Here is a 25,734-nt window from a genome sequence, read left to right on the forward strand (position 1 = left end):
CACTGTGCGGAGTCCCATCATAGGGATTCCCGCAGGCCGGCCGGTACCGCGAGGTGATTCTGTACGACGATCCCCAGCGGCAGCGCGGCGACGAACGCGGAATCCTGCGAGCCGTACACCGGCCGCAGCAGCACCCGCGCGGTGGCGCCGAGGTTGTCGATCGCGGCGATCATGTCCGGAATCTGCTCGGCAGTCATCACGGTGCCGGTGACCGCCATGCCGAAGTTGACCAGGCCCGCGCCCCGCGCCTCTTCCTGCGCGGAACGGTCGGCGGCCCGTGCCTCGGCCAGGTTGCGCGCGGACGGCCGGGCGGACGCCGTGGCGCGGAACGACGCGTTGCGCTTGTCCGCCTCCACCATCCGGGCCGCCGTACCGGCGTCGAGTGGACGGTAGAGCAGCGTCACGCGCTTGCGGTCGATGTCGGGGTGCGGCGCGACCAGCTGCGACAGCACCGACGAGAACACCTCGCCGCGGGGAGCCTGCGACATCTGCCAGGTCACGGACCAGGCCGAGTCGTGCCGGTACTTGTCCCAGAACGCTTGGGTGGCAGCCGGGCCGACATCGGTCCACTGCAGCTCGGGCGGCATGCCCTGGCCGCGCGCCTCGTCGATCAGGGAGGCGGACGCCGGGTCGTACGCGATCCGGATCGCCTCGCACAGCTCCTGCGCGCTGACCGGACGAGCGGCGCCCGCACCGGTCGCGTTCAGGCTCTGGGTCAGCGCGGGCAGCCGGGCCGCGAGCTCGCGGCCCATGTCGTCTTCCTTGCGCCGCTTGCCGCTGCGGTCCGTGCCCTTGAAGGTCAGCGCGACCCGGGCCGAGACCAGCGCGGAGCCCTCCGGGTACGTCTGCACGACCTCGGTCAGCATGGCCCGGGCGATCGCCGGCGTCCCGTCGACCATGTTGTTGCCGACCTCACGGCGCAGCCGGATGCCGGTGTCGGGTGCGCTCTCCACCGTCACCGACGCGGCGACGATGCCCGGCTCGTGGCCGAGCGAGGCGAGCCACTGGCCCCAGTGCGCCACCCAGATGTCCACCTGCTCCTCGTCGACGAGCGAGGCGCCGTCGGGCTCGGCGTTGATGACGACGGTGAAGTGCCGGGTGCTCGGGTAGAAGAGCAGCGCGAACGGGCGCCCGTACGAGTCCTGGTACTCGCTCAGCTGTGAGGCTGCGGCGAGGCCCGGAAGCTGGAATTTGCCCCAGGCGGTCCGGCCGAGCGGGCCGGAGCGGTAAACGTTGTGCTTAGCCATCTTTGCTCGTTGCCATCCAATGTGGGTCGAGAGCCGTTGCAGCGTGGAATACCCGTGCTTGTCCTTGGTGATCAGCAACCCGAGCGCCGCGCCCACGATCAGCAAGGTGACGAGCGCGGCCTTGATGCCGCCAGCCATCGTCGCGATGACGACCAGCAGCAGGCCGCCCATCATGATGCCGGTGCCGAGCATGCCCAGGCCGGCGATACCCGCGGAGGCGGGCCGGCGCCAGTTGCCGTAAGTGCGAGGTGCGCGTCGTAGGTTCTCAGCCGCTGCCACTTGGTCCGTCCGGTGGTGGGGGTGGTTGGTTGTTTCGGTCATCGTCGCGGTAGTCGCGGGCACGGTCTCGTTCGCGGTTCGGGTCGCCGCCACCGGCGCTGCCGCTGGGGCCGCCGCCGTCATTGCCGCCGCCTCCCCCGCCGCCGCCTTGGGAGCCTTGAGCTTCGTCAGCACCGCCCAGCGATTCGTTCGCGACGTCTGTCGCGGCGCCCTTGGTGGCCTTGACAGCGACGATCGCGGCTGCGACCGGTATGCCCACCCCGGTGGCCGCCGCACCACCGGCCGCGGCACCACCGGCTGCACCGCCCGCGGCACCACCCGCTGCGCCACCGCCTGCCGCACCACCGGCCGCGGCGCCCTCGCCACCGGCCGCGGCACCTTCGGCTCCACCGGTCGCGCCACCGCCGGTACTCGGGGCCTGCTGCGACGCCCGTCCGACGTTCTGAGCACCGGACGGACCGTCGTCACCGCCACCGCCACCGCCCCCGCCGCCGCCGTCGTCCGCACCCTGGCTGACGCCCTTGTTCGCCATGTCACCCAGCTTGTCGGCTCCGACCATCTTGGCCGCCATCATCCCGGCACCCGCCGCACCGGCCGTCGCGCCGACCATCGGCACGATGAACCGCATCAGCGCCGGCATCGCGAACAGCGCGAGCACCAGCATCGTGAGACCGGTGACCACGTTCATCACCATGTGGCCGATGTTGTCGGCGTTCAGGAGGCCGTCGCCTTCGGTGATGTACTTGAACGACAGTTCACCGTTGTTCGAGACCAGCCGGATCGCCGTCGCGTAGATGATCGCCGCCACCGGTTTGTAGAGGATGAAGGCGAGCAGCCAGGAGATGATTCGTTTGAACCAGTTCCGGCCCATCTCGGTGTTCGTCGCGGCGGCCGCGATCGGCAGCACGCCGATCAGCAGGATCAGCATGGCGCTGCGGACGACCATCAGCACGATCTGGATCAGGCTGGCGATCACACAGAGCAGGCCGATCGCGATCATGATGCCGATCAGCAGCGGTGAACCGGCGATGCCGGCGACCACACCGAAGCCGAGCACCGCCGCCATCGTGTCGCCGAACTTCGTCGCGTCACCGGACCCGATGTTCTGGCAGCCCTGGACCCAGGAGGCGTTGGTGGAGTTCGAATCCAGTGCGGAGCTGATGATGCAACTGGAGAACATGTCGCCGGCCGTGATCAGCGCCTGCGCGACGGCGATCGAGAACGCCGCGGCGACCGCGAGCGTGATCAGTGAGCGGAGCATCTCGCGGGCCGACTCACCGCGCTGGGTCCAGGCCATCTGCAGGGCGCCGAAGATCAGCCCGATGGCGGCGATGAAGAGCGCGATGAACTCCGTGTGGCTCCAGATCCAGGCGACCGTGTCGTTGGCCGGCTTGCCGCTGGTGTTCGGATCGCTGCCGTCGTTCCCGATCCCGATGGTCGGTACGTAGACCCAGAAGGTGGCGATCGTGCTCATGAGCGTGCCGACCGCATGGGCGATCGCATCAAGGATTGGCTTGAACACGTGCGAGAGTATCCATTCCACGGCGGGGCCCAGGAGCACCCCGAGGATGTCTTTCATGAGGTTGATCGCCCATTGGAGGACGCCCAGGGGGATCATGTCAGGACGTCCTCGGCGAGACGAAGCGAAGAATGGCCGGCAGTGCGACGATGGCCACCAGCATCAGCGTGACGCCCATGATGATCTTGAGGATGTGTCCCGTGCCTTCCGAACCCATCAGACTGATCGAGCTGGCATAGATGATCGCCGCGACCGGTTTGTAGATGATGAACGAGGCCAGCCAGGCGAGTGCGCGTTTGAACCACATCATCCCCATTTCGGTGTTCGTGGCGGCCGCGGTCAGCGGAAGCATCCCGACCAGCAGCACGAGCATGCCGTAGCGGACGATCATCAGCGCGAGCTGGATGACCGCGGCGATGACCATCAGGATCCCGACGAGGATCACCAGTAACCAGCCGAACGGTTCGTCCAGCGTGTCGAGCAGGTTCTTCGCGTAGTTCTGGTCGTCCTTCTTCAGCGCCTCGTCGATGATCCACGACGAGAACCCGTCCGCGGCCGTGATCAGCGTGCTCGCGAAAACCGCGGCGGAGCCCGTCACCACGACCAGGGTGATCAACGATTTGAGGATGTCGCGGGCCGGCTCACCACGGTGCGAGATCGCCATCTGGACCGCGCCGACGATGACCGCGAGCGCGGCGATGAACAGCGTGATGAACTGGATGTGTCCCTGGACCCACAGCGCCGGGGTGTTCTCCGCGATGTTCGGGGTCGGGATGTAGACCCAGAGCAGGCCGATGGCCTTCATGACCGAGTCGACCGCATCGATGACGACCTTGGCGATCGCCTCGAAGATGAAGTCGAAGACCTTGCCGAAGGCCCACTCGAGCGCGGTCTTCAGGCCTTCCTCGAAGCAGTCGTCCCAGTCCCAGGGCCACCCCGAACAGCCGAGCGCGATCATGCCGCACCACTGAACCTGACGTACCCGCTGAGACTGGACAGGATGTCCGGCTCGAGCGAGCCGTTGAAGCTGCCGTCGGGCTGGAGCTCGACGTACCAGTCGTCGTGGTACCACCGCATGGTGATCGGCATCGCGCCGTACGCCTTGCCGTTCAGGTCGGCGACGATCTGGATGATCGCCCGGGTCGCGTTCTCCGGATAGTCGAGGACCTTGAAGGCGGCGAACTGGAGGTCGCCCGTCATGCCTGCCGGGGTCACGGGCGTCTGCTTGGCCTCGGCGATGGCCGCGTCCCGGCCCGGACCGGGGTACACCCGGCTCCGCAGCGTGGCGACGCCGACCTCTGGGTTCTGGAGCTGGCCGAGCGCCACCATCGCGGCGAGGACCGCACCCGTCGGCGAATGCGCGAAGCAGGAGCGCACACCGTTCGGGCTGGTGGTCACGGGCCCGTTCGCAGCCTGGATGGGAATCATCATCTTTCCCTCGAACTGCCACGAGACCGCGACCGGGGCGGCGAGCCTGGGGATCGCCTGGTTCGGGTTCTTGTTGTGACAGCCGCCGGCGCTGCTGTTCGCCGGTGGCGGCGTGGGCCGCGTGCCGGTCGGTACGACGGTCGGCGACGCGGGCGGCGGCTGGATCGTTTCTTGTCCGGTGGGCTGTCCGGTAGGAGCGCCCGTGCTCGGTGTCTGGCTGGGGTTGGCCGTCGGATTGTCCGAACGGCCGCCCAGCATGAACCAGACCACCAGGCAGATCAGCACCGATCCGACGACGATCGCCGACGCGATGAAGCCACGCTCCTCGAGGAAGGTGGTCTTCTCGCCGTCGGAATCGTCGTCGGAGTCCGGGTTCCTGCTGAACAGTCCCACCTACGATCAGCCTCCGAGCAACTCGCCGTGCGCCCGGGTCACTGCTTCAGGGCGTCGACGAGGGCGGTCGCCGCACCGATGACGATGCAGGCCGCCAGGACCCAACCGAGGCGGGCGGCGTGCTCGCCGCCCTCGCCGCGGCGCTGACCGATGGCCATCATGCCGCCGGCAATGATGATGCCGAGGCCACAGATCAGGTAGGCGATCCACTTGACCCAGCCGAGAACCTTGTTCAGGCCGCCCGTCACCTCTACAGGAGGCGCCTCCAGCGGCAGCGAGTTCGGGAGCTCGGTAACCAGGTGGTGAAGCAACATCATTGTCTTGGTGCCTTTCAGTATGGGGCGGGATAGTCCGCTGGGTTTGACGCGCGAAGTGCGTAGATGGATTCAAGTACTTCGAAAACCTCGTCCGGCGTGTTGTCAGGCGTGGGAGCCTCCCCTCTGCGCCACTCCTCGATCCACGGGATGTCCCAGACCCTCGGAACACCTCCGCCGACGATGTCGGCGAAGTCGTCGAGCACGCGGGGCAGCCGGCCGGGAGCATCCGCGATCAGCACCAGGCCGAGCACGGCAACACCCTGGACAACACCCGAGGCCCACTCGATCGCGGCTCGCTGCGCGGCGCGCAGACCGGACCCGTGGGTCCGGGCGACCAGGATCACCGGCGTCGGCACCGGCGGCGGCGGAATCGGCCACCGGTGGTTGGACGCCCGGGTCCCCGGCAGCAGGACCGACATCGTGGTCTCGCCGGCACCGCCGTGCACACCTACCCACCACAGGGTGTCGGCGGCCGGAATCGCGAACTTGGGCAGGCGCTGATCCTCCGCAGGCGCCGGCACCCCGTGCTGGGGCGCGGACGGCCCCCGCGGGGTGATGTCCGGCTGAGGCCCGGGGCCTGGCGACGGCTGCTGCTGCGGGCCCGGAGACTGCTCTCGTGTCCACGGGTTCTGCGTCATGGCCCCTCCTCTCGCGGTCCGTCACAGGCTGTTGCCCACCGTATTCTCTCGCTTTCCGGGTGTACTTGCGTGACCCATCCACAGGCGAGGATGTTTCTACCCCCTTGTCGGGGTCAGTCGAGCCGACCGGCCCGCGTGGTTTCTGCATGCCCGGAATCCCCGGCATGCCCTCATGCGGGGGACATGCTAGAACGAGGAGGCCGGAACCGGATGAACGAGGGAGACCTGTGGCGGGAATGAGAGGACATCGTGGCTGACAAGATCCCCTCCTGGCCGAAGGTCACGATCCGGCTGTACGACGACCACAACGCCGAGGTGAAGATCGCCGGGCGCAGTCACCCGGTCAACCACCACGATCCGCGAGCAGCCGCAATCCAGCTCGTCAGCGAGCAGGCCGCCCAGCTGGGCCGCGCGGTGAAGGCGACCGCGGTCGAGGCCGACGGCGCCTCTTGGCCGCTCGTCATCCACCCGGACGGCCAGGTCGAGGCGATCGAGACCGATCCCCGCAAGGGCAAGAAGCCGATCTGGCCGATCGTGCTCGCGATGGCCGTGGCCGTCGTGCTGATCGCCGGTACGACGCTGTACATCACCGTCTTCAGCAAGCTCGGTGAAGGCAAGCCGCAGGTGACCGAGTCGCCCAAGCTGCCCGAGCTCCCCGGGCCGAACGTGCACCCCGACGAGTTCGCTCCCAGGACCCAGCCGACCGGCTACTCGACGCACGCGAGCTGGACCGTCGACCTCGCCGCGGACAGCACGCCGGCGATCAAGCCGGACGGCACCGAGGTCGCCATCCTGACGACCGACGAGAAGGTCGCCGTGTTCGACAGCAACGGCAAAGTGCTGTGGCAGGACAAGGTGCCGAAAGACGCCGAGAACCCGGTCTACACGACGATCGACGGCAAGCAGGTACTGGCGATCGCGACGCCGACCACCCTGTACTACTGGGCCGGCGGCGGCGCCGAGGCGAAGCTGATCGAGTTGCCGGACAGCGCCAAGGTGCAGTTCTTCGGCAAGTCGCCGCTGATCATGCTGTCCGACGAGTCCGGGGCGATGGTGATCTCCGGCGGTGAACTCAAGACGGTGCCGGACCAGCCGCGAAGCTCCACGATCCTGCTCGCCGAGGGCGACCGCACGCTGATGGCGCAGTACCTCGGCCCGCTCTACTGGACGCAGCCGGGCAAGCCGCTCGTGCAGGTCAACCTGCAGGCGCCAGGTGGCGCGGGTGCCCTCATCCAGGTGGTCTCGGCGACCCCCGACTACGTCCAGACCCTGTGGACCAATGCCAAGAACCCGGCAGAGGAAGTGATCCCGGCGGTGAACTCGACCGCGAGCGGCAAGATGGTCGCGAGCTGCGGAACGGTACGCAACGGCGACACCGACGGCTGGAACTGGGTGCCCGACCCGAACCGCAAGTTCGCCGCCTGGGGCGAGTGCCTGATCAACCTCACCCTGACCAAGAACAACACCAGGCCGCTCACCGGCTTCCAGCCACTGTCGGTCAGCGGGTCGATGATCTACGGCACGGTCAGCAGCAAGCCGTACGCCGTGTCGCCGAACTGGAACACCTACCCGATGAAGGAAGGCACCACGCGGCCTTGGGGTGTTGTCGGCAAGCGCGCTCTCATCGTGTACGACTCCGTTCTCTACGCATTGGATCCGGCGAAGTGAGCCGGCGAACCCGCCGCACGGCGCGGATCACGGCCGCACTGCTCGCCGTCGGCGTTCTGCTGGTGCCCGCCCAGGCACTCGCGGAGAGCGTCGAGCCGGAGCCGGTCGAATGGCCCAAGGTCAAGCCGGCCAGTGACCAGGCGGTCGAGCCGCAGCCCGTCGAGTGGCCGAAGCCCGCCAAGACCTGAGGCCGGCTCCGGCAACGACAAGGCCCGCGTCCCCCACCGGGGAACGCGGGCCTTGAACGTCAGGCAGAAATCAGCCGGCCGCGACCTCGAGGCGGACCGTAGCGGCCACCTCCGGGTGCAGCTGGACGGCGACCTGGTGCTTGCCGGTCGTCTTGATCGGCGACGCGATCGCGATCGCGCGCTTCTCGACCAGCGGGCCGCCGGCGGACTTGATCGCCGAGGCGATGTCGGCCGGAGTGACCGAACCGAACAGGCGACCGGTGTCGCCGGCCTTGACGGCCAGGGTGACGGAGAGCTGCTCGAGCTGGTTCTTGACCTCGCTCGCGTGCTCCTTGCCCTGGATCGACCGGGCGTCACGCGCCCGCTTGATCGTCTGGATCTGCTTCTCGGCACCGCGGGTCCAGCCGATGGCCAGGCCGCGCGGGACCAGGTAGTTACGGCCGTAGCCGTCCTTCACCTCGACGATGTCGCCGGGAGCCCCGAGGCCCTCGACCTCCTGAGACAGGATGAGCTTCATGGTCCGCGCCTCCCTCAGCGAGCGGTGCTCGTGTACGGCAGCAGGGCCACCTCACGAGCGTTCTTGATAGCGGTCGCGACATCGCGCTGGTGCTGCACGCAGTTCCCGGTCACCCGGCGGGCGCGGATCTTGCCGCGGTCCGAGATGAACTTGCGCAGCAGCGCGGTGTCCTTGTAATCGACGTACGTCGCCTTGTCCTTGCAGAAGCCGCAGACCTTCTTCTTCGGCTTCCGAATGATCTTGGCCATTGTGGTGCTCTCTTCCTACTTCCAGAGCCCGGCACGGATGCCGGAATGGTCACTAACGGGATTGCGGGCCGATCAGAACGGGGGCTCCTCCATCGAGCCGCCGCCCTGGCTGGCCCAGGGGTCGTTCTGCGGAGCGGCCTGGCCGCCACCGCCTTGTGGTGCACCTTGCGGGGTCGCCCAGGGGTCGTTCTGCGGAGCGGCACCCTGGCCGCCGCCGAAGTTACCGCCCTGGTTGCCGCCCTGGCCGCCGCCACCCTGGTAGCTACCGCCACCCTGGTTGCCGCCGCCACCGAAACCGCCACCGTCGGAACGCGACGTCTTCGAGATCTTCAGCGTCGCGTACCGCATGCTGGCGCCGATCTCCTCGACATCACACTCGAACACGGTGCGCTTGTTCCCGTCGCGGTCGTCGTAGCTGCGCGCCTTCAGGCGCCCGTGCACGACCACCCGGGAACCGCGGGTCAGCGACTCCGCGACGTTCTCGGCGACCTGCCGCCACACGGCACACGAGATGAAGAGGGTCTCGCCGTCTTTCCACTCGTTGCTCTGCCGGTCCAGCGTCCGCGGAGTAGAGGCGATCGTGAAGTTCGCGACCGCGGCCCCGGACGGCGTGAACCGCAGCTCCGGATCACCTGTCAGGTTTCCGATCAGAGTGATAGGTGGTTCACCGGCCATGACAACTTCCTCCTGTACTGCAGACGATGGGTGGTGTGACGCCAGACCACCTGACGCCCGAGGTTCAGTGCTGGTCCGGCCGGATGACCTTGGTGCGCAGGATCGACTCGTTCAGCGTGAGCTGACGGTCGAGTTCCTTCACGACCGCCGGTTCGGCGGTCAGGTCGACGACGGCGTAAATGCCTTCGGACTTCTTCTTCACGTCATAGGCAAGCTTGCGACGACCCCAGATGTCGAGCTTCTCGACCGTGCCACCTTCCTTGCGGACGATGTTCAGGTACTGGTCGATGGACGGCTCCACGGTGCGCTCATCGAGCTCCGGGTCGAGGATCACCATGACTTCATAACGACGCATGCGCGAACTCCACCTCCTTCGGACTTGGCGGCCACGGTCTCTCCGTGGCAGGAGGGCGATGCGGACTGCTCCACGCCGGCACTTGCCGCCGACGCCAAGCAACGAGCCCGGTCGATGGACCGGGCCACATCCAAAAGAGTACCAGCGTTCGGACTATCACTTGACCATATCCACAGGCCTGTTCCGGTAACTCCGCGTCATCGAGAGACGCCAGCGAGTTCAGCTCGGCGTGTCACCAGCAGGAGCAACGGTACGACGAGAACGACCGAGACGACCGCTAGAACCGGGAACCCGCCGAGCGTGAACAGCCACGGCGACGAGGCCGTGGCGAGCGCGGCGACCGTCCAGATCGACGACTCCACGCGGCTCTCGCGCTCGGCCGACCCCAGCTGTGCACTACCGCCGAGGTAGCAGAGGTTCCACGCGTACCCGAGCAGGAACAGCGCCGGTGTGAAGACCAGCCCGGTCCGTGTGACCAGTACGGCGGCCACGAGCAGACCGACCAATCCGCAGAGTGTGACCGCCCGCGGCCCGAAGCGGTCGATGGCCCAACCGGTTAGCGGTGACAGCGCGAACATCCCCAGGGTGTGGACAGACAGCATCACTCCCAGCACCCCCAGCCCGTCGTGGTGCTGGTGTGTGTGCACAGGGACAGCTGTCATCACAGACACCATCACCAGATGGCCCACGATCATCACTCCGGCTGCCAGCGCCACAGGTCGTCCGCCGGACGTCTGACGGACCTGTGGTGCGTGAGCCGAGCTGGTACGCCGGATGTACGTCGACGCGACCAGTGCGGCGAAGACCGCGGCCAGAGCAAGCAGGAACGGACCTGCGATCGCCGGCAGGCCGAACCCGGACGCAAACGTCTGGGACGGCGCCATGAAGAACGGTCCGCCTGCCGCACCGAGTGTGCTGGCCCAGACCACGGTGCTCATCGCACGTGCCCGGCGAGCAAGCGGTACGGCGTCTGCAGCGGCGTACCGGGAGAGCAGGCTCGCTGCGTTCCCCACACCGAGCAGGAACATGCCTACGAAGAGCAGTGCGACCGGTGCGCCGACAGCAGCGACGACTGTGAACGCTCCGCCTGCGACGCCGACGCCGTACCCGGTCCGGAGGGCCTGCGCGCGTCCGAACCGGGACGTCCAACGGCCGACCGCTACAGCGCCGGCGGCGGTGCCCAGGACACCTGCGGTGTTGGGAAGTCCGGCCAGCGCCGGACCGAGGTCGTCGGCGATCAGGATGGCGCTGACCGCGCTGGCGGCGACCATCGCGGCGTTCATCAGGGCGGCGGCGAGAACGACGGGAATCAGCATGCCGACAACGCTAGAAAGGCTGAACACTGTGATGAATGCGCGAAACAAGGCGTCTGCCCTTGTGGACCGTCGATATCGAAGGTGTTCTGGACAGATGACCTTTCAGGAGCGCGAACTCGACTCCACCGACTGGCAGATCCTGGCTGCGCTGCAGTCCGACGGCCGGCTGTCGTTCAACCAGCTCGGCAAGCGGGTCAACCTCTCACCACCCGCGGTGGCGGACCGGGTACGCCGCCTGGAGGAGGCCGGTGTGATCACCGGCTACCGCGCCGACGTGGACCCGGCGAAGGCAGGCCAGCCGCTGTCCGCGTTCGTGCAGATGCGCTGTACGACGGGCCGTTGCCTGCTCAAGACCACCCGGGCCGAGGACTTCCCCGAGGTCCTGGAGATCCACAAGCTGAGCGGCAACTCGTGCTCGATGCTGCGCGTCCGCGTCACCTCGATGCGTCACCTCGAAGGCCTCTTCGAACGCCTCGGTGAACACGGCGAGATGAACACCCACATCGTCCTGTCCACAGAATTCGACGGCCGCCCCGTCCAGCCCCCACCCCCCGGCCAACGCAAGATCACCCGCTCCGCCGGCTGGTCGACCGCGGCGGATTGAGCTGCTGAAGAGTTTGTCGGTGGGCGGTTCTAGGGTGGTGGGTATGACTGTGAAGCTTGGTGCGCATGTGGACCAGGAGGATCCGTTGGCCGAGGCGGCCGATCGGGGTGCTGATCTGGTGCAGTTCTTCCTGGGGAATCCGCAGGACTACAAGGCGCCCAAGCTCGCGTACGCCGACGGCGAGGACGCGCTGAAGGAGCGGGCCGCCGCCGCGGGCGTGGACCTCTACGTGCACGCGCCGTACCGGTTGAACGTGGCGAACACGAACAACCGGATCCGGATCCCGAGCCGCAAGCTGTTGCAGCAGACGCTGGACAAGGCGGCCGAGATCGACGTCAAGGGCGTGATCGTGCACGGCGGGCACGTCGGCGACGAGGACGACCCGGAGGCCGGGTTCGACAACTGGCGTAAGTGCATCGAGCGCGCCGAGCTGCCGGTGCCGCTGCTGATCGAGAACACAGCCGGCGGCGAGAACGCGATGGCCCGGCAGCTGGACCGGATCGCGCGGCTCTGGGAGGCGGTGCAGGCGTCCGGCAACGACCGGCTGGAGAACGTCGGGTTCTGCCTGGACACGTGCCACTTCCACGCGGCCGGCGAGGAGCTGCCGACGATCGTGGAGCGGGTGCTCGCGATCACCGGGCGGATCGACCTGGTGCATGCGAACGGCTCCCGCGACGAGTTCGGCTCCGGCGCGGACCGGCACAGCAACTTCGAGGACGGGCACATCGACCCGGCCGACATCGTCGCGGTCGTGCAGACCGCCGGTGCCCCGGTCGTCGTCGAGACCCCGAACTCCGACAACGGCCAGAAGGCCGACCTGGACTACCTGCGGGCGCACCTCACGTAGTCGGGGCCTTCGTCTTGTCCAGGCCGTGCAGCCAGTAGGTCACGGCCCAGGGGAGCAGGATCGCGAGCGCGGCGCTGTTGTTGGCCGGTACGAGCAGACCGCAGATCACGACGACGACGGCGACGAGGGTGCTGGCCTGGAACAGGTCGGCGGGGCCGACGACCTTGGTTCGCAGCGTGATGCGGTTCAGCGCGCACCCGGCGTACGCGACGAAGAGCGCGAGCAGGCCGAGGATCGCCACTACCGCGCCGACCCACGCGAGGATGTTGTAACTGCGGTCGACCTGGAGCATGCCGGACACCAGGAACACCCCGACCACGACGGTCAGCCAGGCGCTGGTCCACAGCAGGCGGTCGACCGTGCTCCGCGCCTTCTCGGGATCCGGCGTCGGCTCAGCCTCGTCGTCCGCTTCCTCCTCGGCTCCGGGCTCTGCAAGCGCGGGCGCCTCGGGCTCTGTGCGCGTCTCCGGGACCGCCTCGACCTTCGCGACCGCCTCCGTTTCTGCGACCGGCTCGGAGTCGGCCGCCGCGGCGGGCTTGGGTTCGGGGTCTGGCTGCACCATGGCAGCGACGGTAGCGCCTGGCAGGTCCGCTCAGCTGGCTTGGGGCCCATCGCGCGGACCATCGCCGCGCGGCGCCGTACCGTCCGCATCTGCCGCACCCGGTCTCGTACTGGGCGAACTACGTCGTGGACGTCGTTATCGAGCAGGAGCCGACGAACCCCGAGGACGGCGAACAGGTCACTGACGTCCTGGTGCTGCCGCCCGACGAAGCGGCCGCGTACCTGGACGGGCAGCCCGAAGAGGTGGGCTCGATCGTCAGGCTGGCTCAGGCAATGCAGCTGGTTTAGCCGCTCGCCAAGGAAGCAGTACGGCGCTGAGCGTGCAGCAGATGCCCGCGACCCACAGCGCCCCGCGCATCCCGACCAACGTCGCGAGCACGCCGCCGAGCGCCATGAACGCGGGCTGCACGCACCGCGAGCTGATCGACCACGACCCCACGACTCGCGCCATGAACCCGTCCTCGGTCATTTCCATGCGGTACGTCGCGAACGACGGGTTGAACGCGCCTGCTCCCACCAGCAGCCCCGTCTCCGCCACCGTGAGCAGCACGAACCCACCCCACCCGTGCGGTGCCAGCGGGAACAGGAGCAGCCATGGCGCCCGCAGTACGCCGAACACCAGCAGCATCCACTGCAGTCCGTACCGCCGGGTGAGCCGCGGCGCCATCCGCGCGCCGATCACCCCGCCGATGCAGGAGACCCCGAGCATCACCCCGTAGCTCCACGCGGACAGCCCGAGGTCACGCAGCATGAAGACCGCCAGCAAGGGCGACGTCATCATCACCGGCCCGCCGAACAGCTGGGAGTTCCAGAACAGGATGCGCAGCCCGCGGTGCCGCAGGATGTACCGCCATCCGGCGGTGATGTCGCGCGTCCCTTCTCGCTTCACCGGCTCGGGCTCGGGCTGCTGGATCCGGCGGATCCCGAGCGCCGATCCGAGGAACGAGACCGCGTCGACCGCCAGCGTGACGGTCGCGCCGACCAGACTGACGAGCACACCACCGATCGCCGGACCGATGCTCAGTGAGGCCCAGTTCGTCTGCTCGAACCGGCTGTTCGCCTCAGCCCGCCCATCGGCCGGCACCAGCGCCTTCAGATGCGCGCCACTCGCCGACTGGAACGCGATCGTCCCGGCCGCTTGGAGCACACCCGCGATACACAGGTGCGTATAGGTCAGTACGCCGAACGCCGCCGCGACCGGCACCGAGACCAGGCCGGCGAACCGCACCAGGTCGGACGCGATCATCACCGGCCGCTTCCGCCGCTGCTCGATGAAGTCGCCCATCGGCAACGCGAGCGCCGCGCCGGCCACCGCTGACAACGCGGCGAGCATCGAGACCTGGAACGTGCTGGAGTCCAAGGCGAGTACTGCGACCAACGGCAACGCGCCCAGCCCCACCGCCGATCCGAACGCACTGACCGTGAACGCGACCCACAACCGACGGAAGTCCCGACCCAAAGACATCCCGCGATCGTAGAAGCCGTCACCGACACAAATTCATGCCGCCGTCGAGCATGATCACTTCACCAGTCAGGTAAGGGTTGTGGACAACTGCCGAGATCAGGTCGGCGACATCGGCCGGCTGAGCGGCGCGGCGCATCGGGCTCGAGGTTTTCCACAGGTCCTGAGCCTCGGTCCACGACTCGGTGAGTGGTGTGTCGACGAGACCGGGTGCGACCGCGTTGACCCGTACGTCGGGTCCGAGCGCGGCAGCCAGCAACTTCGTCACGTGATTCAGCGCTGCCTTCGAGGCGGCGTACGCGATCGAACTGCCCTTCGGACGGACGCCGGCATGACTGGTGACGTTGACGATGCACCCGCCCGACGAGCGGAGCGCCGGGAGGGCCGCCGTACACAGCAGCCAGGGTGCGATCAGGTTCACGTCGAGCAGCTGCCGCCAGTCGGACGCGGTCAGCCCGTCGAGGTCCGCGTGCGGGACGGGCCAGCTGATGCCGGCGTTGTTCACGAGTACGTCGAGACGCCCGTGCTCGGCCACCACCTCCGGCACCAACGCCTGGGCAGCCGCGTCGTCGGAGAGGTCAGCCTGGTGGTACGAACCGCCCAGCTCAGCGGCCAGCGCCTCTCCGGCGGACCGGCTGGATCGCGAGTGCACCGCGACGGTCATCCCGTCCGCGGCCAACCGCCGTACCGTCGCAGCTCCGATGCCGGACGCGGATCCGGTCACCAAAGCAACCTTCATGCGCCGTACCGGAGGCCGTCCATCAGCAGGTCGAGCAGGCGACCGGCCTGTTCCCGATCGTCGGTCGCGGCGCCGGCGACGCCACCGATGCTGACCAGCATGTCCGACGCCGAGATGTCCGACCGGATCTGGCCCGCTGCAGCGCCCGCGTCGAGCAGCGGCTGTACTGCGCCGATCAGGAGTTCGAGGCTCTGTGCATAGGGATTCGCACCGGACGCGAAGACCGCTCGCAGCGCGTCGGCCATTCCGCGTTTGCGCGCCATGTAGTCGATGAAGCGGTCCATCCACGCGCGCAGCGCCTCGTCCGGGGGCAGCTTCTCGAGCAGTTCCACGGACGCGTCGCAGACCGCCGCCAGCTCGTTGCGGTACGCCGCCTCGATCAGGAGCTCGCGCGTCGGGAAGTGCCGGTAGAGGGTGCCGATGCCGACCCCGGCGTCCTTCGCGATCCCTTCGAGGGTCGCCTCCAGACCGCATTTCGTGAACGCACGGGCCGCCGCGGCCACGATCAGGTCCCGGTTGCGCTGGGCGTCCGCGCGCAGCGGACGCTCGCTGATGCCGGTCATCTCCCCCACCTCCCGTGACCCCACAACCTAGCGGACTTGATAACCGGAGGTGCCTCCGCTTAACTGGGATTACCGGAGGCTCCTCCGGTTAAAGCGTAGCTCGTAGAACAGGAACCGACCTGATGAGCAGGATCACCACTCCTTTCACGCATGAATCCACCGCGGCCGAGGTCGTCGCCGGCATCGATCTGACCGGTCGCCGGGCCGTCGTCACCGGCGGCGCGTCCGGCATCGGTGTCGAGACCGCCCGCGCGCTGGCAGCGGCCGGTGCGGAGGTCACCCTCGCCGTACGGAACACCGCGGCCGGCGAACGTGTCGCCGCCCAACTCATCGAGAGCACCGGCAACAGCCACATCTTCGTCGCGCCGATCGAGCTCGCCGACCGCGCCTCGGTGCGCGCCTTCGCCGCTACCTGGGACGGCCCGCTGCACATCCTGGTGAACAACGCCGGTGTGATGGCCGAGCCGCTGAACCGGACGCCGGAAGGCTGGGAACACCAGTTCGCGACCAACCACCTCGGCCATTTCGGCCTCGCGCTCGGCCTGTACGACGCGCTCGCGGCAGCCGGCTCCGCGCGGATCGTGTCCGTCAGCTCCAGTGCGCATCACTCCTCGGACGTCGTGTTCGAGGACATCCACTTCGAGAACAGGCAGTACGAGGAATGGGCGTCGTACGGACAATCCAAGACCGCGAACATCCTGTTCGCTGTCGAGGCGGCCAAGCGCTGGGCGAGTGACGGCATCGTCGCCAACGCCTTGATGCCGGGCGGGATCCGGACCGCGTTGCAGCGGCACGTGCCTGAGGACGTGCAGCGGGAATGGGACCGCTTCGAGTGGAAGACCGTCGAGCAGGGCGCGTCGACGTCGGTCCTGCTGGCCGCTTCGCCGCTCGTCGACGGCGTCACCGGCCGCTACTTCGAGGACAACAACGAGGCGCTGCCGTTGACGGCAGGCGATCCGATGCACGGCGTCGCGGAGTACGCGCTCGATCCGGAGTCGGCCACTCGGTTGTGGGACCTGTCGGAGAAGCTGCTCGCACAGGTTTGATCAGAAACCGGCTCAGCTACGGTTCGTGTGGCTGGGCCGGTAACCTGACCCACCGTGAGTGACTTGAGCATTCGGACCATCTCCGCGGACGAGCACGCCGCCTACATCGCGGCTCAGCCGTCGGCGAGCTTCCTGCAGACCCCGGGGTGGGCGGCGGTGAAGAGTGAGTGGAAGGCGGAGTCACTCGGCTGGTACGAGTCGGGAAACCCCGGCAACCTGGTCGGCGCCGGTCTGGTGCTGTACCGGCAGATGCCGAAGGTGAAGCGGTACCTCGCCTACCTGCCGGAAGGCCCGGTGATCGACTGGGACGCGATCGACCTCGGCAGCTACCTGCGCCCGCTGGCCGAACACCTGCTGGAGCGCGGCGCGTTCGGCATCCGGATGGGTCCGCCGGTGGCGACCCGGCGCTGGAGCGCGCAGACGATCAAGGACGCCATCGCCGGCGGTCAGCAGCCGCGCCTCGGCGACGTCCGCCCGGACGTGATCGAGCCGTCCGGTGCCACCGTCGCCGACAAGCTCCGCAAGCTGGGCTGGAAGCCGCCCCGGATCGCGGAGGGGTTCGCGGCCGGACAACCGCAGTACGTGTTCCAGGTGCCGCTGGCCGGCCGCACCCCGGAAGACCTGCTCAAGGGCATGAACCAGCTCTGGCGGCGCAACATCAAGAAGGCCGACAAGGCCGGCGTCGAGGTCACGCAGGGCGGGACCGAGGACATCAAGGCCTTCCACGGGCTGTACGTCGAGACCGCCGAGCGCGACCACTTCACGCCGCGGCCGCTGCCGTACTTCGAGAAGATGTACGACGCGATGGCCAACCAGCCGGCCGACTGCTGTGACTTCCGGATCTACAACGCCCATCACGAGGGCGACCTGGTCGCGTCGACGATCTGGGTCCGGGTCGGCGGTCACTCCTGGTACTCCTACGGTGCCAGCTCGACCGCCAAACGAGACGTCCGCGGATCGAACGCGATCCAGTGGCGCATGATGTCGGACGCGCTCGCGGCGGGCGCGTCCGTGTACGACCTACGGGGCATCACCGACACCTTGGACCCGAACGACCCGCATGTCGGGCTGATCCAGTTCAAGACCGGGACCGGCGGCGAGGCCGTCGAGTACGTCGGTGAGTGGGATCTGCCGTTGAACAAGGCGCTCTACACCGCATTCGACCTCTACATGAGACGGCGTTGACACCATGCCCCTAGTCCTGCACGTCGATTCCGATCGATGGCGTGACCACCTGCGTTCCACCTGGAACCCCGACATCGTCCCGGTCGCCAAGGGCAACGGGTACGGCTTCGGCAACCACCGGCTCTTCGCGGAGGCCCGTGCGCTCGGCGCCCGGACGGTCGCGGTCGGCACGTACTTCGAGGTCCCCGCAGATCCGCGCGAGGACGTCGTGGTCCTGTCGCCGTGGCGGCCGTTCCTCGAGGTGCCGCAGAGCAAGAACGTGATCCATACGGTCAGCCGGCTGGCCGATCTGGTCTCGATTCCGGCCGGCAGCCGGGTGCTGATCGAGGTGATGACCTCGATGCGCCGGCACGGCATCGGCGCCCGCGAGCTGCGGCACACGATGCTGCTGAACGCGCTCGACCGGATCCGGTTCGAGGGCTGGTCGCTGCATTTCCCGATGGGCGCCGGCGGTACGTCGGCCAACCTGCGCGAGGCCCAGCAACTGGCGAAAGCGGCCCTCGATGTCCGCAAAGGCACGCTCTGGGTGTCGCACGTACCGGCGCAGAAGCTGGCCGATATCGGTCCGGACGTGAAGCTCCGGATGGGCACCGGTCTGTGGCTCGGTGACCGTGGTGCGCTGACGGTCCGGGCGACCGTTCTCGACGTACATTCGGTCCGCCGCGGCGAGCGCGTCGGCTACCGGCAGCGCCGGGTCAGCGGTGACGGGCACATCCTGATCGTCTCCGGCGGTACGGCGCACGGCGTAGGTCTGGAGGCGCCGACCGCGGCGGCGAGCGTCCGGCAACGCGCGATCGCGATGGCCAAGGGCAGCCTGGATGCGGCCGGCATGGCGCTGTCGCCGTTCACGATCGAGGGCAAGCAGCGCTGGTTCGCCGAACCGCCGCACATGCAGGCCAGCATGCTGTTCCTTCCGTCGTCGGTCGCCCCGCCCGCGGTAGGCGACGAGGTCGACCTCGACGTCCGCTACACCACCACCTCGTTCGACAAGGTGTCGATGGACTAAGGAATGGTGAGTTTCTGGCCCACCTTCAGCTTGTTCGGGTCCTTGCCGATGACCGGCTTGTTGGCGGCGTACAGCTTCCGCCACAAGCCGGCGTTGCCGTAGAACCTGGCTGCGATCTTGCCGAGGGAATCACCGGACACGACCTGGTAGACCCGTAGCGCCGGTGCCTGTTGCGCGATCGCCGGTGTGGGATCGGGTGCCTTCGGCAACGTGCGGCACTGGAACGCCAGCACGAAAACATCGGCGGGATCGGTCGTGGTGACCACCGGCGGGTTCGGGACGGGCTGCGGACCGGGCTTCCAGATGATGGGCGGACCTTCGCGGACCGCGATCGAGCGGCGCACGGCGGGTACCGGCACCATCCGCGTGACCGGGGCGTCAATGAGCCGAGCGGATAATGAGGCAGGCTCACTATCCATCGCCATCATCATCTCGGCGGCGGAGTTGGTCTGCACCGGGACGAAGCCCAGGCTGCCGTCCGGCGGAGTGCCGCCGACCGTGCGACGTTGCACGGTGACATTGCGCGCCAGCACCAGCCCGCTCACGTACGCCGTACATTCGCCCTTCGGCGGACTGCCGCCGTCGGACAGGATCCGGGACGAATCGGCGAACCGCCACGCGTGGGACGCGAACACCTCGGGCGCGAACCAGGGCCTGGTCACGGTGACGAACGAGTACTCGAACGTCAGGACCTCCGTCCCGGAGTCTCCGCCGCCGGCCAACCTGGCGCGCAGGTCGGCCGGCGCTCTCGCAACGAGCTGGGTCAGCTCGTCGGCGGTGACAGTGATCCGTGCCCAGTCCACCTGGGTCACGTTGGACGGCAGGATGCCGGTGGGCAGGTACGTCAGCCCGTCCGGCGTGGTCAGCGACGGGTCCCCCGCCCCGGTCGGGTCGTACAACTGCCGGTACTTCTCCCACATCAGGATCGGTGAGGACGACCCGAGATCGGCGATCGTCCGCTGTGCCTTCTCCACCTCGGCGCGTTTGCCCTGGACAGTCCAGGCCGTCGACGCGTCGGTGACCGCCGCCGCGAGGACCGGTTCGTCCGCCGTCCACTTGGCCTTGACCGCCGGATCGGCGGACAGTTCGGCTTCGCCACGCCGGTTGTTGTACTCCTGACCGGCCGCGAGGAAGGCGTCTCGGTACTGCTGGTAGGCGACCATCGTCGGACTGGGCACGAGCCGCCCGCCGTCCTCGACGTACAGCAGGGCCGAAGCACTCCGGTACGCCGCCTCTTGCGCGGGCGTCCGCGGTACGTCGTCGACCTTCGCGCCGAGCACGTCGGCGTACACCTTCCAGAGGCGATCGCCGTCGGGCTGCCACAGCGGCCCCTCCGGGATCTCGTTCACCAGCAACGAGAACTGTGCCTGTGCGGCCGCGCCGGCGCCGAACGGGTCGTTGGCCATCGCCATCAGGCTCTCGGCCCGGATCCCGATCGGCGCCATCGGGAAGCCGTGATAGGCCCCGTCCTCGGCGAACACCTGCTCAACCTTCGCCGCCATACCGAGCACGACCGTCGCGTCGATTCCTGTCATCGTTCCGACTCCCCCAGCGGTTGGTCCGGCCTACTCGAAGTCCGCGTCCTTGAGCTCTTCCAGCGGGTTCGGCGCCTTGCCGATCAGGTGGTTGACGAACCCGATGATCTGCATGCCGGGAACCCGCAGGGTCTCGCCGTCCTCGGTCGAGTTGAAGTCCTCGTGGCTGTTCGACCGGCTGTAGCCGCCGGAGAGCCGGAACGGACCCCAGCCGACGCCGCCGGACACCTCGGTCTTCGACGTGGTGGCCTTGTACGCCGAGACGAAGTCGCGCGACTTCACCTCGAGGTTGCGCGCGAAGATCGCCTGCGTCGCGTACCCGATGAACTCGCCCTTCGGCGGGCGGGCGCCGTCCGACGGCATGTCGTCGAAGGACCAGCCCTCGCCCTTGCGGAGGATCCAGCCGCGGTTGGCGAAGAACTCCGGGTAGAAGCCGGCCCGGACGATCACGGCCTGCGCCAGGTCGAACTTCAGGCTGAACTCGTTGACCTGGTGGTTCTCGGTGTACTCCGTGTTCTCCTGCTTCACGCCCGCGTTGAAGCTGAAGAAGCCCCAGCCGACCCCTGCACCGGCGTTCCAGCTGGTGTTGGTCTGGTCCTTGGACCACTCGGTGTGGTTGTGCGTGACACCGATCTCCGTCCAGCCGTTCGAGTTCGCGATGTCACCCGGCACCAGCGTGGTGTACGGGAACGAGACGCCGACCTCCGGTGTGGCGATCAGGGCCTGCTCGTACCGCTCCTCCAGGCTCTGCTTCCACAGCGCCAAGCTGCGCTCGGTGGTCTGGTTGATGTAGGCGTTGATCTGGTCGACCTGGTTGCGGTACCCGCCGCTGGTCCAGGCGTCCATCGCGGCCTTCACCTTGAGGGCGTAGTTCTTCTGATTCAGGATCCAGTCGGCGGAGGCTACCTTGCCGTCCGGGCCGGTGGCTCCGGCCGCCGCGGCGCGCTTGGAGTTGTACTCCGCCGCCGCGTCGAGGTACGACGCCATCTTCTCGGAGTAGGCCAGCATCATCGCGCTGGGCTCGGTCACCTCCTTCTCCTCGTCGGTGACCAGGTCCTTGACGGTCTTCTTCTCCCAGAGCAGGTTGTTGAACTTCTCGAGCTTCGCCTTCTCCGCGTCGGTGAGCTCGTAGTGCGCCACCTTCGAGAACCGCAGGATCTGCCGGTAGATCTCGCTCAGCCGCTTCTCGGCGTCCGGCTTGTACATCGCCTCCTGCCGCTCGACGCCGTACGGACCCTCGACGTCGGGGATGAAGTCGAGCAGGGTCGACAGGTTGTAGGCGTGCATGACGCGCTTGTTCTGGGTCTCGGCGTCAGGTGCGGAGAAGATGCCGTCCGCGGCGAAGTCGAGTTCGTTCGGCGTGAACGGCAGCCCGGGCGTCACCCAGGTGAAGAACGTGTTCGGCGACGGTTTCACGGTGGCGTCGCCGCCGACCACCGTCTGGTAGATCTGCGCACGGACGGCGTTGCCGAGGTCGTTCAGTGGAAAAGGCATGGTGTCCCCCAGGTTTCAGAGTGCGGTCGGGTAGTAGACGAGAGTGCGGTCGATGCCGCGGGCAACCACCGCGGCGGCGTTCGCGAAGAGCTGCCGGTTCGCCTTGTTGCGCGGCGCGATCCCGGGGTTGCCGGCTTCGGACAAGGTGCAGTGGGTCACCGCGGCGGCCCAGTCCTGGGCGTTCGCGGCGGTGTTGAAGTTGGGCCACTTGTTCGGGAAGTACGCTCCGGCCCACGCGATGCTGTGCGCGCCGAGGCGAGCATCGGCCGGCCAGTTCGCCCAGTCCGGGTAGAAGGCCGCGAGCCGTTTCTCGTTCGCGTCGAACTTCGCCTTCACCAGCTCGTCCATCGCGGCCTCGGTCATCTTCAGGGTCGCGATCTTCTTCGCCGCGAGATGGCCGCCCTTGGCCAGTCCGGGGGCTTCCTTGATCCGGTGCCACTCCGCGACGATCTCGTCGCGGGTCGCGGCCAGACCGGTGTCGATGTGCACCCAGGACAGCGCCACCGCGTCCTCGGGCCGGTCGATCAGGTTGCCGACAGCAACCGTCACCAGGCCTTTCACGTCCTGGTACATGTACGGGACGCGGCCCTCGAGGGGCTGGGTGAAGGTCGGGAAGTAGTCACGGACCGAGATCGCATGTCCATCGGGCTGGGTGGGCGGCGCGGCCGCGCCGATCGGCAGTCCCGGCCAGTTGCCGCTGATCGGTTGCGGGTAGCCGTCGGCGACCTTGTCCGCCTCGGCGTCGTACTGCGCGTACTGGTCGCCGGAGAAGAAGTAGGCCTTGCCGCTCGGCCACCACAAGGCCCCGTCGATACCGGACTCGAACAGCCCCGGCCAGTTGCCCGCGATCGGCAGCGGCCCGTCCACGACCGCGTTCGCGGCGGGGTCGTACTTCACGTACTCGCTGCCGGAGAAGAAGTACGCGTTGCCGCTGCTCCACACCACTCCGGCGTCGACACTTGAGAACAGCCCCGGCCAGTTGCCCGCGATCGGTTGCGGGTAGCCGTCCGCGACCCGGTCGGCGTCCCAGTCGTACTTGGCGTACTGGTCGCCGGAGAAGAAGTACACCGCTCCGTCCGGCCAGCACACGGCCGCGTCGATGCCGGACTCGAACAGCCCCGGCCAGTTGCCCGCGATCGGCAGCGGATAGCCGTCGTCGACCCGGTCCGCCGCGACGTCGTACCGGACATATTGGCCGTCGGTGAAGAAGAACGCCTTGTCCCCGGCCGGCGATACGAATCCCGTGAGCTTGCCCATGGCACCAGTCCCCCAGTTCGCTGTGGCGGTCCGCGTGATCGCAGGGCCGCTCCCAGAACACTGTGCCGTCGGGCTACTTCCGCCCGGTATCCCTGAATTCAGGTATTCAGGCGTCCGGAGGCGACGAGCGCCGCGAGCTCTGCCCGGGAGGACAGCCCGAGCTTCGCGAAGATGCGCTTGAGGTGCGTCTCCACGGTGAAGTGCGAGAGGAACAGGTGCTCGGCGATGCGGCGATTGGACAGTCCGCGCGCGACCAACTCCGCAACCGTCGTTTCGGCAGGCGACAGTTCGGCGCGTGGTGCCGGATCGGCTCTCAGCTCCGTCGCGAGGGCAGCGGGCAGAACCACGACGACCAGTGGTTCCTCGCCCGGTGTGCCGTTGTCCTCGAAGACCATGGCCTGGCGACCCAACAGGTCGCGCAGTCTGGTAACAAGCCGCATGGCTGCCACGTCGTCCACATGCATGGTTCCCCCCGAAACCCCGTGATTGGCCTTCACAGTGTGTTTCCGTGACCACGCAGTGTCAACGGACTTACACAGGACGTGCCCTTTCGTGCGCCCGGTTGACTTCAGGTGGACCTGAAGTTGCAGCGTTGACGTATGAGCTTTCTGGAGCGGGTCGAGGAGCGGCCCGGGGCGGCGGAGTTGCGCGCGGCGTCGTACCGGATGCTGGGGCTGAAGCGCGGCGCGACCTGCGTCGATGTCGCGTGCGGAGCGGGTCACGCGGTCGCCGAGCTGTCTCGAAAGGGCCTCAAGGTGACCGGGGTCGACGCCGATCCCGACGCGATCGAGGCCGCCCGGGAGCGGGCGCCCGGGGCGATGTTTCACGTGGCACATTCCGACCAGTTGCCGCTCGAGGACGCCTCGATGGACGGCTACCGTGCGTTCTGGCTGTTCCACCTGCTCGAGGACGCCGCGCCGACGGTGGCCGAGGCCTATCGAGTACTGCGTCCCGGCGGGCGGATCGTGGTCGGCGGGCAGGACTACGGCTTCGTGCTGATCGACAGCTCCGACCAGGACCTGACCGATGTGATCCGGCTCGGTCTTGAGTCCCGCACAGTGTCGCCGCGCGCGACTCGTACGCTCCGTGACCTACTTCTCGACGCCGGCTTCCACGACGTCGAGGTCGCCGTACACACCGAGGTTGTCACGGGCTTCGAGCTGATGGCGCCGCAACTGCAGGCGGCAGCCGGGGCCGCGGTCGAGAAGGCGTTGATCACGCAGGATGACGCCGACAGCTGGCTCGCCGAACAGGCTGACCGTGGCCGCCGGGACCGCTTCCTTGCCGTACTTCCGACGCTGCTTGTCGGTGCGCGCCGCTAGCGTGTCGTAGATGAGCCACACGAGCGGGCGATGGCCGCCGGGGCGCGGCTGATGGAGTTCCAGCCGCAACCCGACGTCCGCGTGTACGCCGACCCGGTCGGTCACATCTTCTGCTTCTTCACCGACTGAGCGACCGCCGCGAGCGCGCCGATCGACAGCACGCCGGCGAAGGCGATCATCGTCGGCTGCAGTGCGAACCGGCGGACGGCGAGGCTGAAGGCGATCGACGGCACCCCCGTGCCGATGTATGCGATGACGAAGAACGTCGCTAGGACGCCGGCGCGGGAGGCCGGCTCCGCTGCCAGGACGGTCACGGTCACCGCGCTCTTGAAGAGCAACCCGGCCCCGGCACCGGCCAGTGCGGCGGCGGTCAGGAAGAGCCACAGCGTCGGCCGGTACAGAGACACGGCGGTCAGTGCGAGACCGATCGGGAACAAGACGGTGCCGACGGCCAGAACTTTCGGATGCGTGAGACGGCCGAGCGCTAGCTGGGCGATCGCGGACGCCGCGAACGTCACGAACGGCGCCAGCCCGGCGACGAAGTACGACCTGTAGCCGAGCTCCCCGCGGACGATGACGGCGCCGAGCGACGAGAACAGCCCGATCAGCGCGAAGGCGAAGAACCCGAGCGCCGCCGCCGAGACGAACGCCCTCCGCAACCCCGGCCGGAGAGCGAACCGTACCGGCCGGGTCTGGTCGGCCAGCTCGGTGTCGACCGTCTCCGGCGTCGAGACCACCAACACCAGCAGTGCCGCCATCAGTACACCGAAGACGACGTACGACGTCCGCATCGGCGCCGGCACCCACTGCGCCAGTGCCCCCGCGACGAGCGGCCCCAGTGCCAGACCGCCGAGGTTCGACGCGGTCGCCACCAGAGCGGGGAAAGTCGCGCTCGCCTCCGGACGGGCCTCGCGGTAGAGATCGGTCAGGTACGCCGTTGCGGTCGACGCCATCAGCCCGATCGCGGCCCCGGTCAGGACCCGGCCCGCCAGCAGCCCGGGAAGCTGCGGCCAGATCGCGAGCACCGCGGCCGACAGGATGCCGGTGAGCAACGCCGGCACGATGATCCGGCGACGGCCGAGCCGGTCGGACAGATGGCCGAGCAGCCCGAAACTCGCCGCGGCTCCGATCACCATCACCGCGAAGGCGACGGTCACAGTGGTCGGCCCGAAATGATCCCTGACCTGGTAGAGCGGCCAGAGCGGGGTCGGGACAGTGCCGAACGCCATCACGCTCACGAAGGCGACGGCGACGAACCAGAAGCCGGTCAGATGCCGGCTCGTGGATCGCACTGCGGTAGCGGTACTCATGGGGACAGGCCTTTC

At 68.1% G+C, this 25,734-nt stretch carries 30 protein-coding genes; 10 read left to right on the forward strand and 20 right to left on the reverse strand.

Annotated features, from left to right (window positions below; genetic code table 11):
- Window positions 1-17 precede the first annotated feature (17 nt).
- From ACWF0M_RS15060 to ACWF0M_RS15085, 6 genes are all read right to left on the reverse strand, one after another.
- Window positions 18-1,526 carry an SCO6880 family protein gene (locus tag ACWF0M_RS15060; RefSeq protein ID WP_452236234.1) on the reverse strand — a complete coding sequence of 503 codons (1,509 nt, stop codon included), beginning with the start codon at window positions 1,524-1,526 and terminating at the stop codon, window positions 18-20.
- A complete protein-coding gene (locus tag ACWF0M_RS15065) occupies window positions 1,513-3,048 on the reverse strand; it encodes a hypothetical protein (protein WP_452236235.1) in 1,536 nt (511 codons plus the stop codon). The genes ACWF0M_RS15060 and ACWF0M_RS15065 overlap by 14 nt, the downstream gene beginning before the upstream one ends.
- A gap of 97 nt (window positions 3,049-3,145) precedes the next feature.
- The gene (locus ACWF0M_RS15070; protein ID WP_452236236.1) at window positions 3,146-4,003 is read right to left on the reverse strand and encodes a hypothetical protein; all 858 of its coding nucleotides are present in this window, start codon (window positions 4,001-4,003) and stop codon (window positions 3,146-3,148) included.
- Window positions 4,000-4,866 carry a hypothetical protein gene (locus ACWF0M_RS15075; RefSeq protein WP_452236237.1) on the reverse strand — a complete coding sequence of 289 codons (867 nt, stop codon included), beginning with the start codon at window positions 4,864-4,866 and terminating at the stop codon, window positions 4,000-4,002. Before ACWF0M_RS15075 ends, ACWF0M_RS15070 begins: the two co-directional genes overlap by 4 nt.
- Before the next feature lie 38 nt (window positions 4,867-4,904).
- Window positions 4,905-5,183 carry a TrbC/VirB2 family protein gene (locus ACWF0M_RS15080; protein WP_452236238.1) on the reverse strand — a complete coding sequence of 93 codons (279 nt, stop codon included), beginning with the start codon at window positions 5,181-5,183 and terminating at the stop codon, window positions 4,905-4,907.
- A 14-nt stretch (window positions 5,184-5,197) separates the two neighbouring features.
- The gene (locus ACWF0M_RS15085; protein WP_452236239.1) at window positions 5,198-5,821 is read right to left on the reverse strand and encodes a DUF6668 family protein; all 624 of its coding nucleotides are present in this window, start codon (window positions 5,819-5,821) and stop codon (window positions 5,198-5,200) included.
- A 249-nt stretch (window positions 5,822-6,070) separates the two neighbouring features.
- Here ACWF0M_RS15085 and ACWF0M_RS15090 point away from each other — a divergent pair, with 249 nt between their 5' ends.
- Both ACWF0M_RS15090 and ACWF0M_RS15095 read left to right on the forward strand, forming a co-directional pair.
- Window positions 6,071-7,489, forward strand: a complete 1,419-nt coding sequence (locus ACWF0M_RS15090) for a hypothetical protein (protein ID WP_452236240.1) — start codon at window positions 6,071-6,073, stop codon at window positions 7,487-7,489.
- Entirely contained in the window at window positions 7,486-7,677 is a 192-nt protein-coding gene (locus ACWF0M_RS15095) for a hypothetical protein (RefSeq protein WP_452236241.1), read from the forward strand. Before ACWF0M_RS15090 ends, ACWF0M_RS15095 begins: the two co-directional genes overlap by 4 nt.
- A gap of 70 nt (window positions 7,678-7,747) precedes the next feature.
- On the opposite strand, the gene rplI is transcribed toward ACWF0M_RS15095, so the two are convergent.
- The 5 genes from rplI to ACWF0M_RS15120 form a co-directional block, all read right to left on the reverse strand.
- Window positions 7,748-8,194 carry a 50S ribosomal protein L9 gene (rplI, locus tag ACWF0M_RS15100; RefSeq protein WP_131336537.1) on the reverse strand — a complete coding sequence of 149 codons (447 nt, stop codon included), beginning with the start codon at window positions 8,192-8,194 and terminating at the stop codon, window positions 7,748-7,750.
- 14 nt (window positions 8,195-8,208) lie between these two features.
- Window positions 8,209-8,442 carry a 30S ribosomal protein S18 gene (gene rpsR / locus ACWF0M_RS15105; RefSeq protein WP_012924539.1) on the reverse strand — a complete coding sequence of 78 codons (234 nt, stop codon included), beginning with the start codon at window positions 8,440-8,442 and terminating at the stop codon, window positions 8,209-8,211.
- Window positions 8,443-8,514: 72 nt separating this feature from the next.
- Window positions 8,515-9,117, reverse strand: a complete 603-nt coding sequence (locus tag ACWF0M_RS15110; protein WP_452236242.1) for a single-stranded DNA-binding protein — start codon at window positions 9,115-9,117, stop codon at window positions 8,515-8,517.
- A gap of 64 nt (window positions 9,118-9,181) precedes the next feature.
- Window positions 9,182-9,472, reverse strand: a complete 291-nt coding sequence (gene rpsF, locus ACWF0M_RS15115; protein ID WP_130386399.1) for a 30S ribosomal protein S6 — start codon at window positions 9,470-9,472, stop codon at window positions 9,182-9,184.
- Between the two features lie 197 nt (window positions 9,473-9,669).
- On the reverse strand, window positions 9,670-10,788 hold the full coding sequence (locus ACWF0M_RS15120) for an MFS transporter (RefSeq protein WP_452236243.1): 1,119 nt from the start codon (window positions 10,786-10,788) through the stop codon (window positions 9,670-9,672).
- Between the two features lie 94 nt (window positions 10,789-10,882).
- On the opposite strand from ACWF0M_RS15120, the gene ACWF0M_RS15125 reads away from it, so the two are divergent.
- Window positions 10,883-11,392 (forward strand): Lrp/AsnC family transcriptional regulator, encoded by a 510-nt coding sequence (locus tag ACWF0M_RS15125; protein WP_452236244.1) that lies wholly within the window; start codon window positions 10,883-10,885, stop codon window positions 11,390-11,392.
- Window positions 11,393-11,435: 43 nt separating this feature from the next.
- A complete protein-coding gene (locus tag ACWF0M_RS15130) occupies window positions 11,436-12,239 on the forward strand; it encodes a deoxyribonuclease IV (RefSeq protein WP_452236245.1) in 804 nt (267 codons plus the stop codon).
- Here ACWF0M_RS15130 and ACWF0M_RS15135 read toward each other — a convergent pair.
- Window positions 12,232-12,801: a hypothetical protein gene (locus ACWF0M_RS15135; protein WP_452236246.1), complete on the reverse strand. Its 570-nt coding sequence runs from the start codon at window positions 12,799-12,801 to the stop codon at window positions 12,232-12,234. The two genes, ACWF0M_RS15130 and ACWF0M_RS15135, sit on opposite strands and share 8 nt — an antisense overlap.
- 125 nt (window positions 12,802-12,926) lie before the next feature.
- Here ACWF0M_RS15135 and ACWF0M_RS15140 point away from each other — a divergent pair, with 125 nt between their 5' ends.
- Window positions 12,927-13,088: a hypothetical protein gene (locus tag ACWF0M_RS15140; RefSeq protein WP_452236247.1), complete on the forward strand. Its 162-nt coding sequence runs from the start codon at window positions 12,927-12,929 to the stop codon at window positions 13,086-13,088.
- Here the strand turns inward: ACWF0M_RS15140 and ACWF0M_RS15145 are convergent.
- Genes ACWF0M_RS15145 through ACWF0M_RS15155 form a run of 3 tightly spaced genes read right to left on the reverse strand, consistent with a single transcriptional unit; the run spans window position 13,057 to window position 15,564 of the window.
- Complete coding sequence (locus ACWF0M_RS15145; protein WP_452236248.1) at window positions 13,057-14,265, reverse strand: MFS transporter; 1,209 nt, start codon at window positions 14,263-14,265, stop codon at window positions 13,057-13,059. The two genes, ACWF0M_RS15140 and ACWF0M_RS15145, sit on opposite strands and share 32 nt — an antisense overlap.
- Before the next feature lie 19 nt (window positions 14,266-14,284).
- Window positions 14,285-15,001: an SDR family NAD(P)-dependent oxidoreductase gene (locus ACWF0M_RS15150; RefSeq protein ID WP_452236249.1), complete on the reverse strand. Its 717-nt coding sequence runs from the start codon at window positions 14,999-15,001 to the stop codon at window positions 14,285-14,287.
- The gene (locus ACWF0M_RS15155) at window positions 14,998-15,564 is read right to left on the reverse strand and encodes a TetR/AcrR family transcriptional regulator (protein ID WP_452236250.1); all 567 of its coding nucleotides are present in this window, start codon (window positions 15,562-15,564) and stop codon (window positions 14,998-15,000) included. The genes ACWF0M_RS15150 and ACWF0M_RS15155 overlap by 4 nt, the downstream gene beginning before the upstream one ends.
- A gap of 122 nt (window positions 15,565-15,686) precedes the next feature.
- Between ACWF0M_RS15155 and ACWF0M_RS15160 the strand changes: the two genes are divergently transcribed.
- The 3 genes from ACWF0M_RS15160 to ACWF0M_RS15170 are packed head-to-tail and all read left to right on the forward strand — an operon-like array spanning window position 15,687 to window position 18,801.
- A complete protein-coding gene (locus tag ACWF0M_RS15160; protein ID WP_452236251.1) occupies window positions 15,687-16,610 on the forward strand; it encodes an SDR family NAD(P)-dependent oxidoreductase in 924 nt (307 codons plus the stop codon).
- A 54-nt stretch (window positions 16,611-16,664) separates the two neighbouring features.
- Window positions 16,665-17,795, forward strand: a complete 1,131-nt coding sequence (locus ACWF0M_RS15165) for a lipid II:glycine glycyltransferase FemX (RefSeq protein WP_452236252.1) — start codon at window positions 16,665-16,667, stop codon at window positions 17,793-17,795.
- A gap of 4 nt (window positions 17,796-17,799) precedes the next feature.
- A complete protein-coding gene (locus ACWF0M_RS15170) occupies window positions 17,800-18,801 on the forward strand; it encodes an alanine racemase (RefSeq protein WP_452236253.1) in 1,002 nt (333 codons plus the stop codon).
- Here ACWF0M_RS15170 and ACWF0M_RS15175 read toward each other — a convergent pair.
- From ACWF0M_RS15175 to ACWF0M_RS15190, 4 genes are all read right to left on the reverse strand, one after another.
- A complete protein-coding gene (locus ACWF0M_RS15175) occupies window positions 18,798-20,336 on the reverse strand; it encodes a LysM peptidoglycan-binding domain-containing protein (RefSeq protein ID WP_452236254.1) in 1,539 nt (512 codons plus the stop codon). The two genes, ACWF0M_RS15170 and ACWF0M_RS15175, sit on opposite strands and share 4 nt — an antisense overlap.
- 30 nt (window positions 20,337-20,366) lie before the next feature.
- Window positions 20,367-21,830, reverse strand: a complete 1,464-nt coding sequence (locus tag ACWF0M_RS15180; protein WP_452236255.1) for a hypothetical protein — start codon at window positions 21,828-21,830, stop codon at window positions 20,367-20,369.
- Between the two features lie 15 nt (window positions 21,831-21,845).
- On the reverse strand, window positions 21,846-23,087 hold the full coding sequence (locus ACWF0M_RS15185; RefSeq protein WP_452236256.1) for a hemopexin repeat-containing protein: 1,242 nt from the start codon (window positions 23,085-23,087) through the stop codon (window positions 21,846-21,848).
- A gap of 98 nt (window positions 23,088-23,185) precedes the next feature.
- Window positions 23,186-23,551 carry a helix-turn-helix transcriptional regulator gene (locus ACWF0M_RS15190; RefSeq protein ID WP_452236257.1) on the reverse strand — a complete coding sequence of 122 codons (366 nt, stop codon included), beginning with the start codon at window positions 23,549-23,551 and terminating at the stop codon, window positions 23,186-23,188.
- A gap of 135 nt (window positions 23,552-23,686) precedes the next feature.
- On the opposite strand from ACWF0M_RS15190, the gene ACWF0M_RS15195 reads away from it, so the two are divergent.
- Entirely contained in the window at window positions 23,687-24,409 is a 723-nt protein-coding gene (locus tag ACWF0M_RS15195; protein WP_452236258.1) for a methyltransferase domain-containing protein, read from the forward strand.
- 30 nt (window positions 24,410-24,439) lie between these two features.
- Window positions 24,440-24,538 (forward strand): hypothetical protein, encoded by a 99-nt coding sequence (locus tag ACWF0M_RS15200; protein WP_452236259.1) that lies wholly within the window; start codon window positions 24,440-24,442, stop codon window positions 24,536-24,538.
- On the opposite strand, the gene ACWF0M_RS15205 is transcribed toward ACWF0M_RS15200, so the two are convergent.
- The gene (locus ACWF0M_RS15205) at window positions 24,511-25,719 is read right to left on the reverse strand and encodes an MFS transporter (RefSeq protein ID WP_452236260.1); all 1,209 of its coding nucleotides are present in this window, start codon (window positions 25,717-25,719) and stop codon (window positions 24,511-24,513) included. The genes ACWF0M_RS15200 and ACWF0M_RS15205 overlap by 28 nt on opposite strands.
- Between the last annotated feature and the right edge of the window lie 15 nt (window positions 25,720-25,734).

The organism is Kribbella sp. NPDC055110 (genome assembly GCF_053607525.1).

Bases quoted from the DNA above. Each gene is read 5' to 3' on its own strand.
- ACWF0M_RS15070 (WP_452236236.1), bottom strand. From the start codon at position 4,003: ATGATCGCGCTCGGCTGTTCGGGGTGGCCCTGGGACTGGGACGACTGC.
- ACWF0M_RS15080 (WP_452236238.1), bottom strand. From the start codon at position 5,183: ATGATGTTGCTTCACCACCTGGTTACCGAGCTCCCGAACTCGCTGCCG.
- ACWF0M_RS15085 (WP_452236239.1), bottom strand. From the start codon at position 5,821: ATGACGCAGAACCCGTGGACACGAGAGCAGTCTCCGGGCCCGCAGCAG.
- rplI (WP_131336537.1), bottom strand. From the start codon at position 8,194: ATGAAGCTCATCCTGTCTCAGGAGGTCGAGGGCCTCGGGGCTCCCGGC.
- rpsR (WP_012924539.1), bottom strand. From the start codon at position 8,442: ATGGCCAAGATCATTCGGAAGCCGAAGAAGAAGGTCTGCGGCTTCTGC.
- ACWF0M_RS15110 (WP_452236242.1), bottom strand. From the start codon at position 9,117: ATGGCCGGTGAACCACCTATCACTCTGATCGGAAACCTGACAGGTGAT.
- rpsF (WP_130386399.1), bottom strand. From the start codon at position 9,472: ATGCGTCGTTATGAAGTCATGGTGATCCTCGACCCGGAGCTCGATGAG.
- ACWF0M_RS15120 (WP_452236243.1), bottom strand. From the start codon at position 10,788: ATGCTGATTCCCGTCGTTCTCGCCGCCGCCCTGATGAACGCCGCGATG.
- ACWF0M_RS15125 (WP_452236244.1), top strand. From the start codon at position 10,883: ATGACCTTTCAGGAGCGCGAACTCGACTCCACCGACTGGCAGATCCTG.
- ACWF0M_RS15130 (WP_452236245.1), top strand. From the start codon at position 11,436: ATGACTGTGAAGCTTGGTGCGCATGTGGACCAGGAGGATCCGTTGGCC.
- ACWF0M_RS15135 (WP_452236246.1), bottom strand. From the start codon at position 12,801: ATGGTGCAGCCAGACCCCGAACCCAAGCCCGCCGCGGCGGCCGACTCC.
- ACWF0M_RS15145 (WP_452236248.1), bottom strand. From the start codon at position 14,265: ATGTCTTTGGGTCGGGACTTCCGTCGGTTGTGGGTCGCGTTCACGGTC.
- ACWF0M_RS15150 (WP_452236249.1), bottom strand. From the start codon at position 15,001: ATGAAGGTTGCTTTGGTGACCGGATCCGCGTCCGGCATCGGAGCTGCG.
- ACWF0M_RS15155 (WP_452236250.1), bottom strand. From the start codon at position 15,564: ATGACCGGCATCAGCGAGCGTCCGCTGCGCGCGGACGCCCAGCGCAAC.
- ACWF0M_RS15160 (WP_452236251.1), top strand. From the start codon at position 15,687: ATGAGCAGGATCACCACTCCTTTCACGCATGAATCCACCGCGGCCGAG.
- ACWF0M_RS15170 (WP_452236253.1), top strand. From the start codon at position 17,800: ATGCCCCTAGTCCTGCACGTCGATTCCGATCGATGGCGTGACCACCTG.
- ACWF0M_RS15175 (WP_452236254.1), bottom strand. From the start codon at position 20,336: ATGACAGGAATCGACGCGACGGTCGTGCTCGGTATGGCGGCGAAGGTT.
- ACWF0M_RS15180 (WP_452236255.1), bottom strand. From the start codon at position 21,830: ATGCCTTTTCCACTGAACGACCTCGGCAACGCCGTCCGTGCGCAGATC.
- ACWF0M_RS15185 (WP_452236256.1), bottom strand. From the start codon at position 23,087: ATGGGCAAGCTCACGGGATTCGTATCGCCGGCCGGGGACAAGGCGTTC.
- ACWF0M_RS15190 (WP_452236257.1), bottom strand. From the start codon at position 23,551: ATGCATGTGGACGACGTGGCAGCCATGCGGCTTGTTACCAGACTGCGC.
- ACWF0M_RS15195 (WP_452236258.1), top strand. From the start codon at position 23,687: ATGAGCTTTCTGGAGCGGGTCGAGGAGCGGCCCGGGGCGGCGGAGTTG.
- ACWF0M_RS15200 (WP_452236259.1), top strand. From the start codon at position 24,440: ATGGCCGCCGGGGCGCGGCTGATGGAGTTCCAGCCGCAACCCGACGTC.
- ACWF0M_RS15205 (WP_452236260.1), bottom strand. From the start codon at position 25,719: ATGAGTACCGCTACCGCAGTGCGATCCACGAGCCGGCATCTGACCGGC.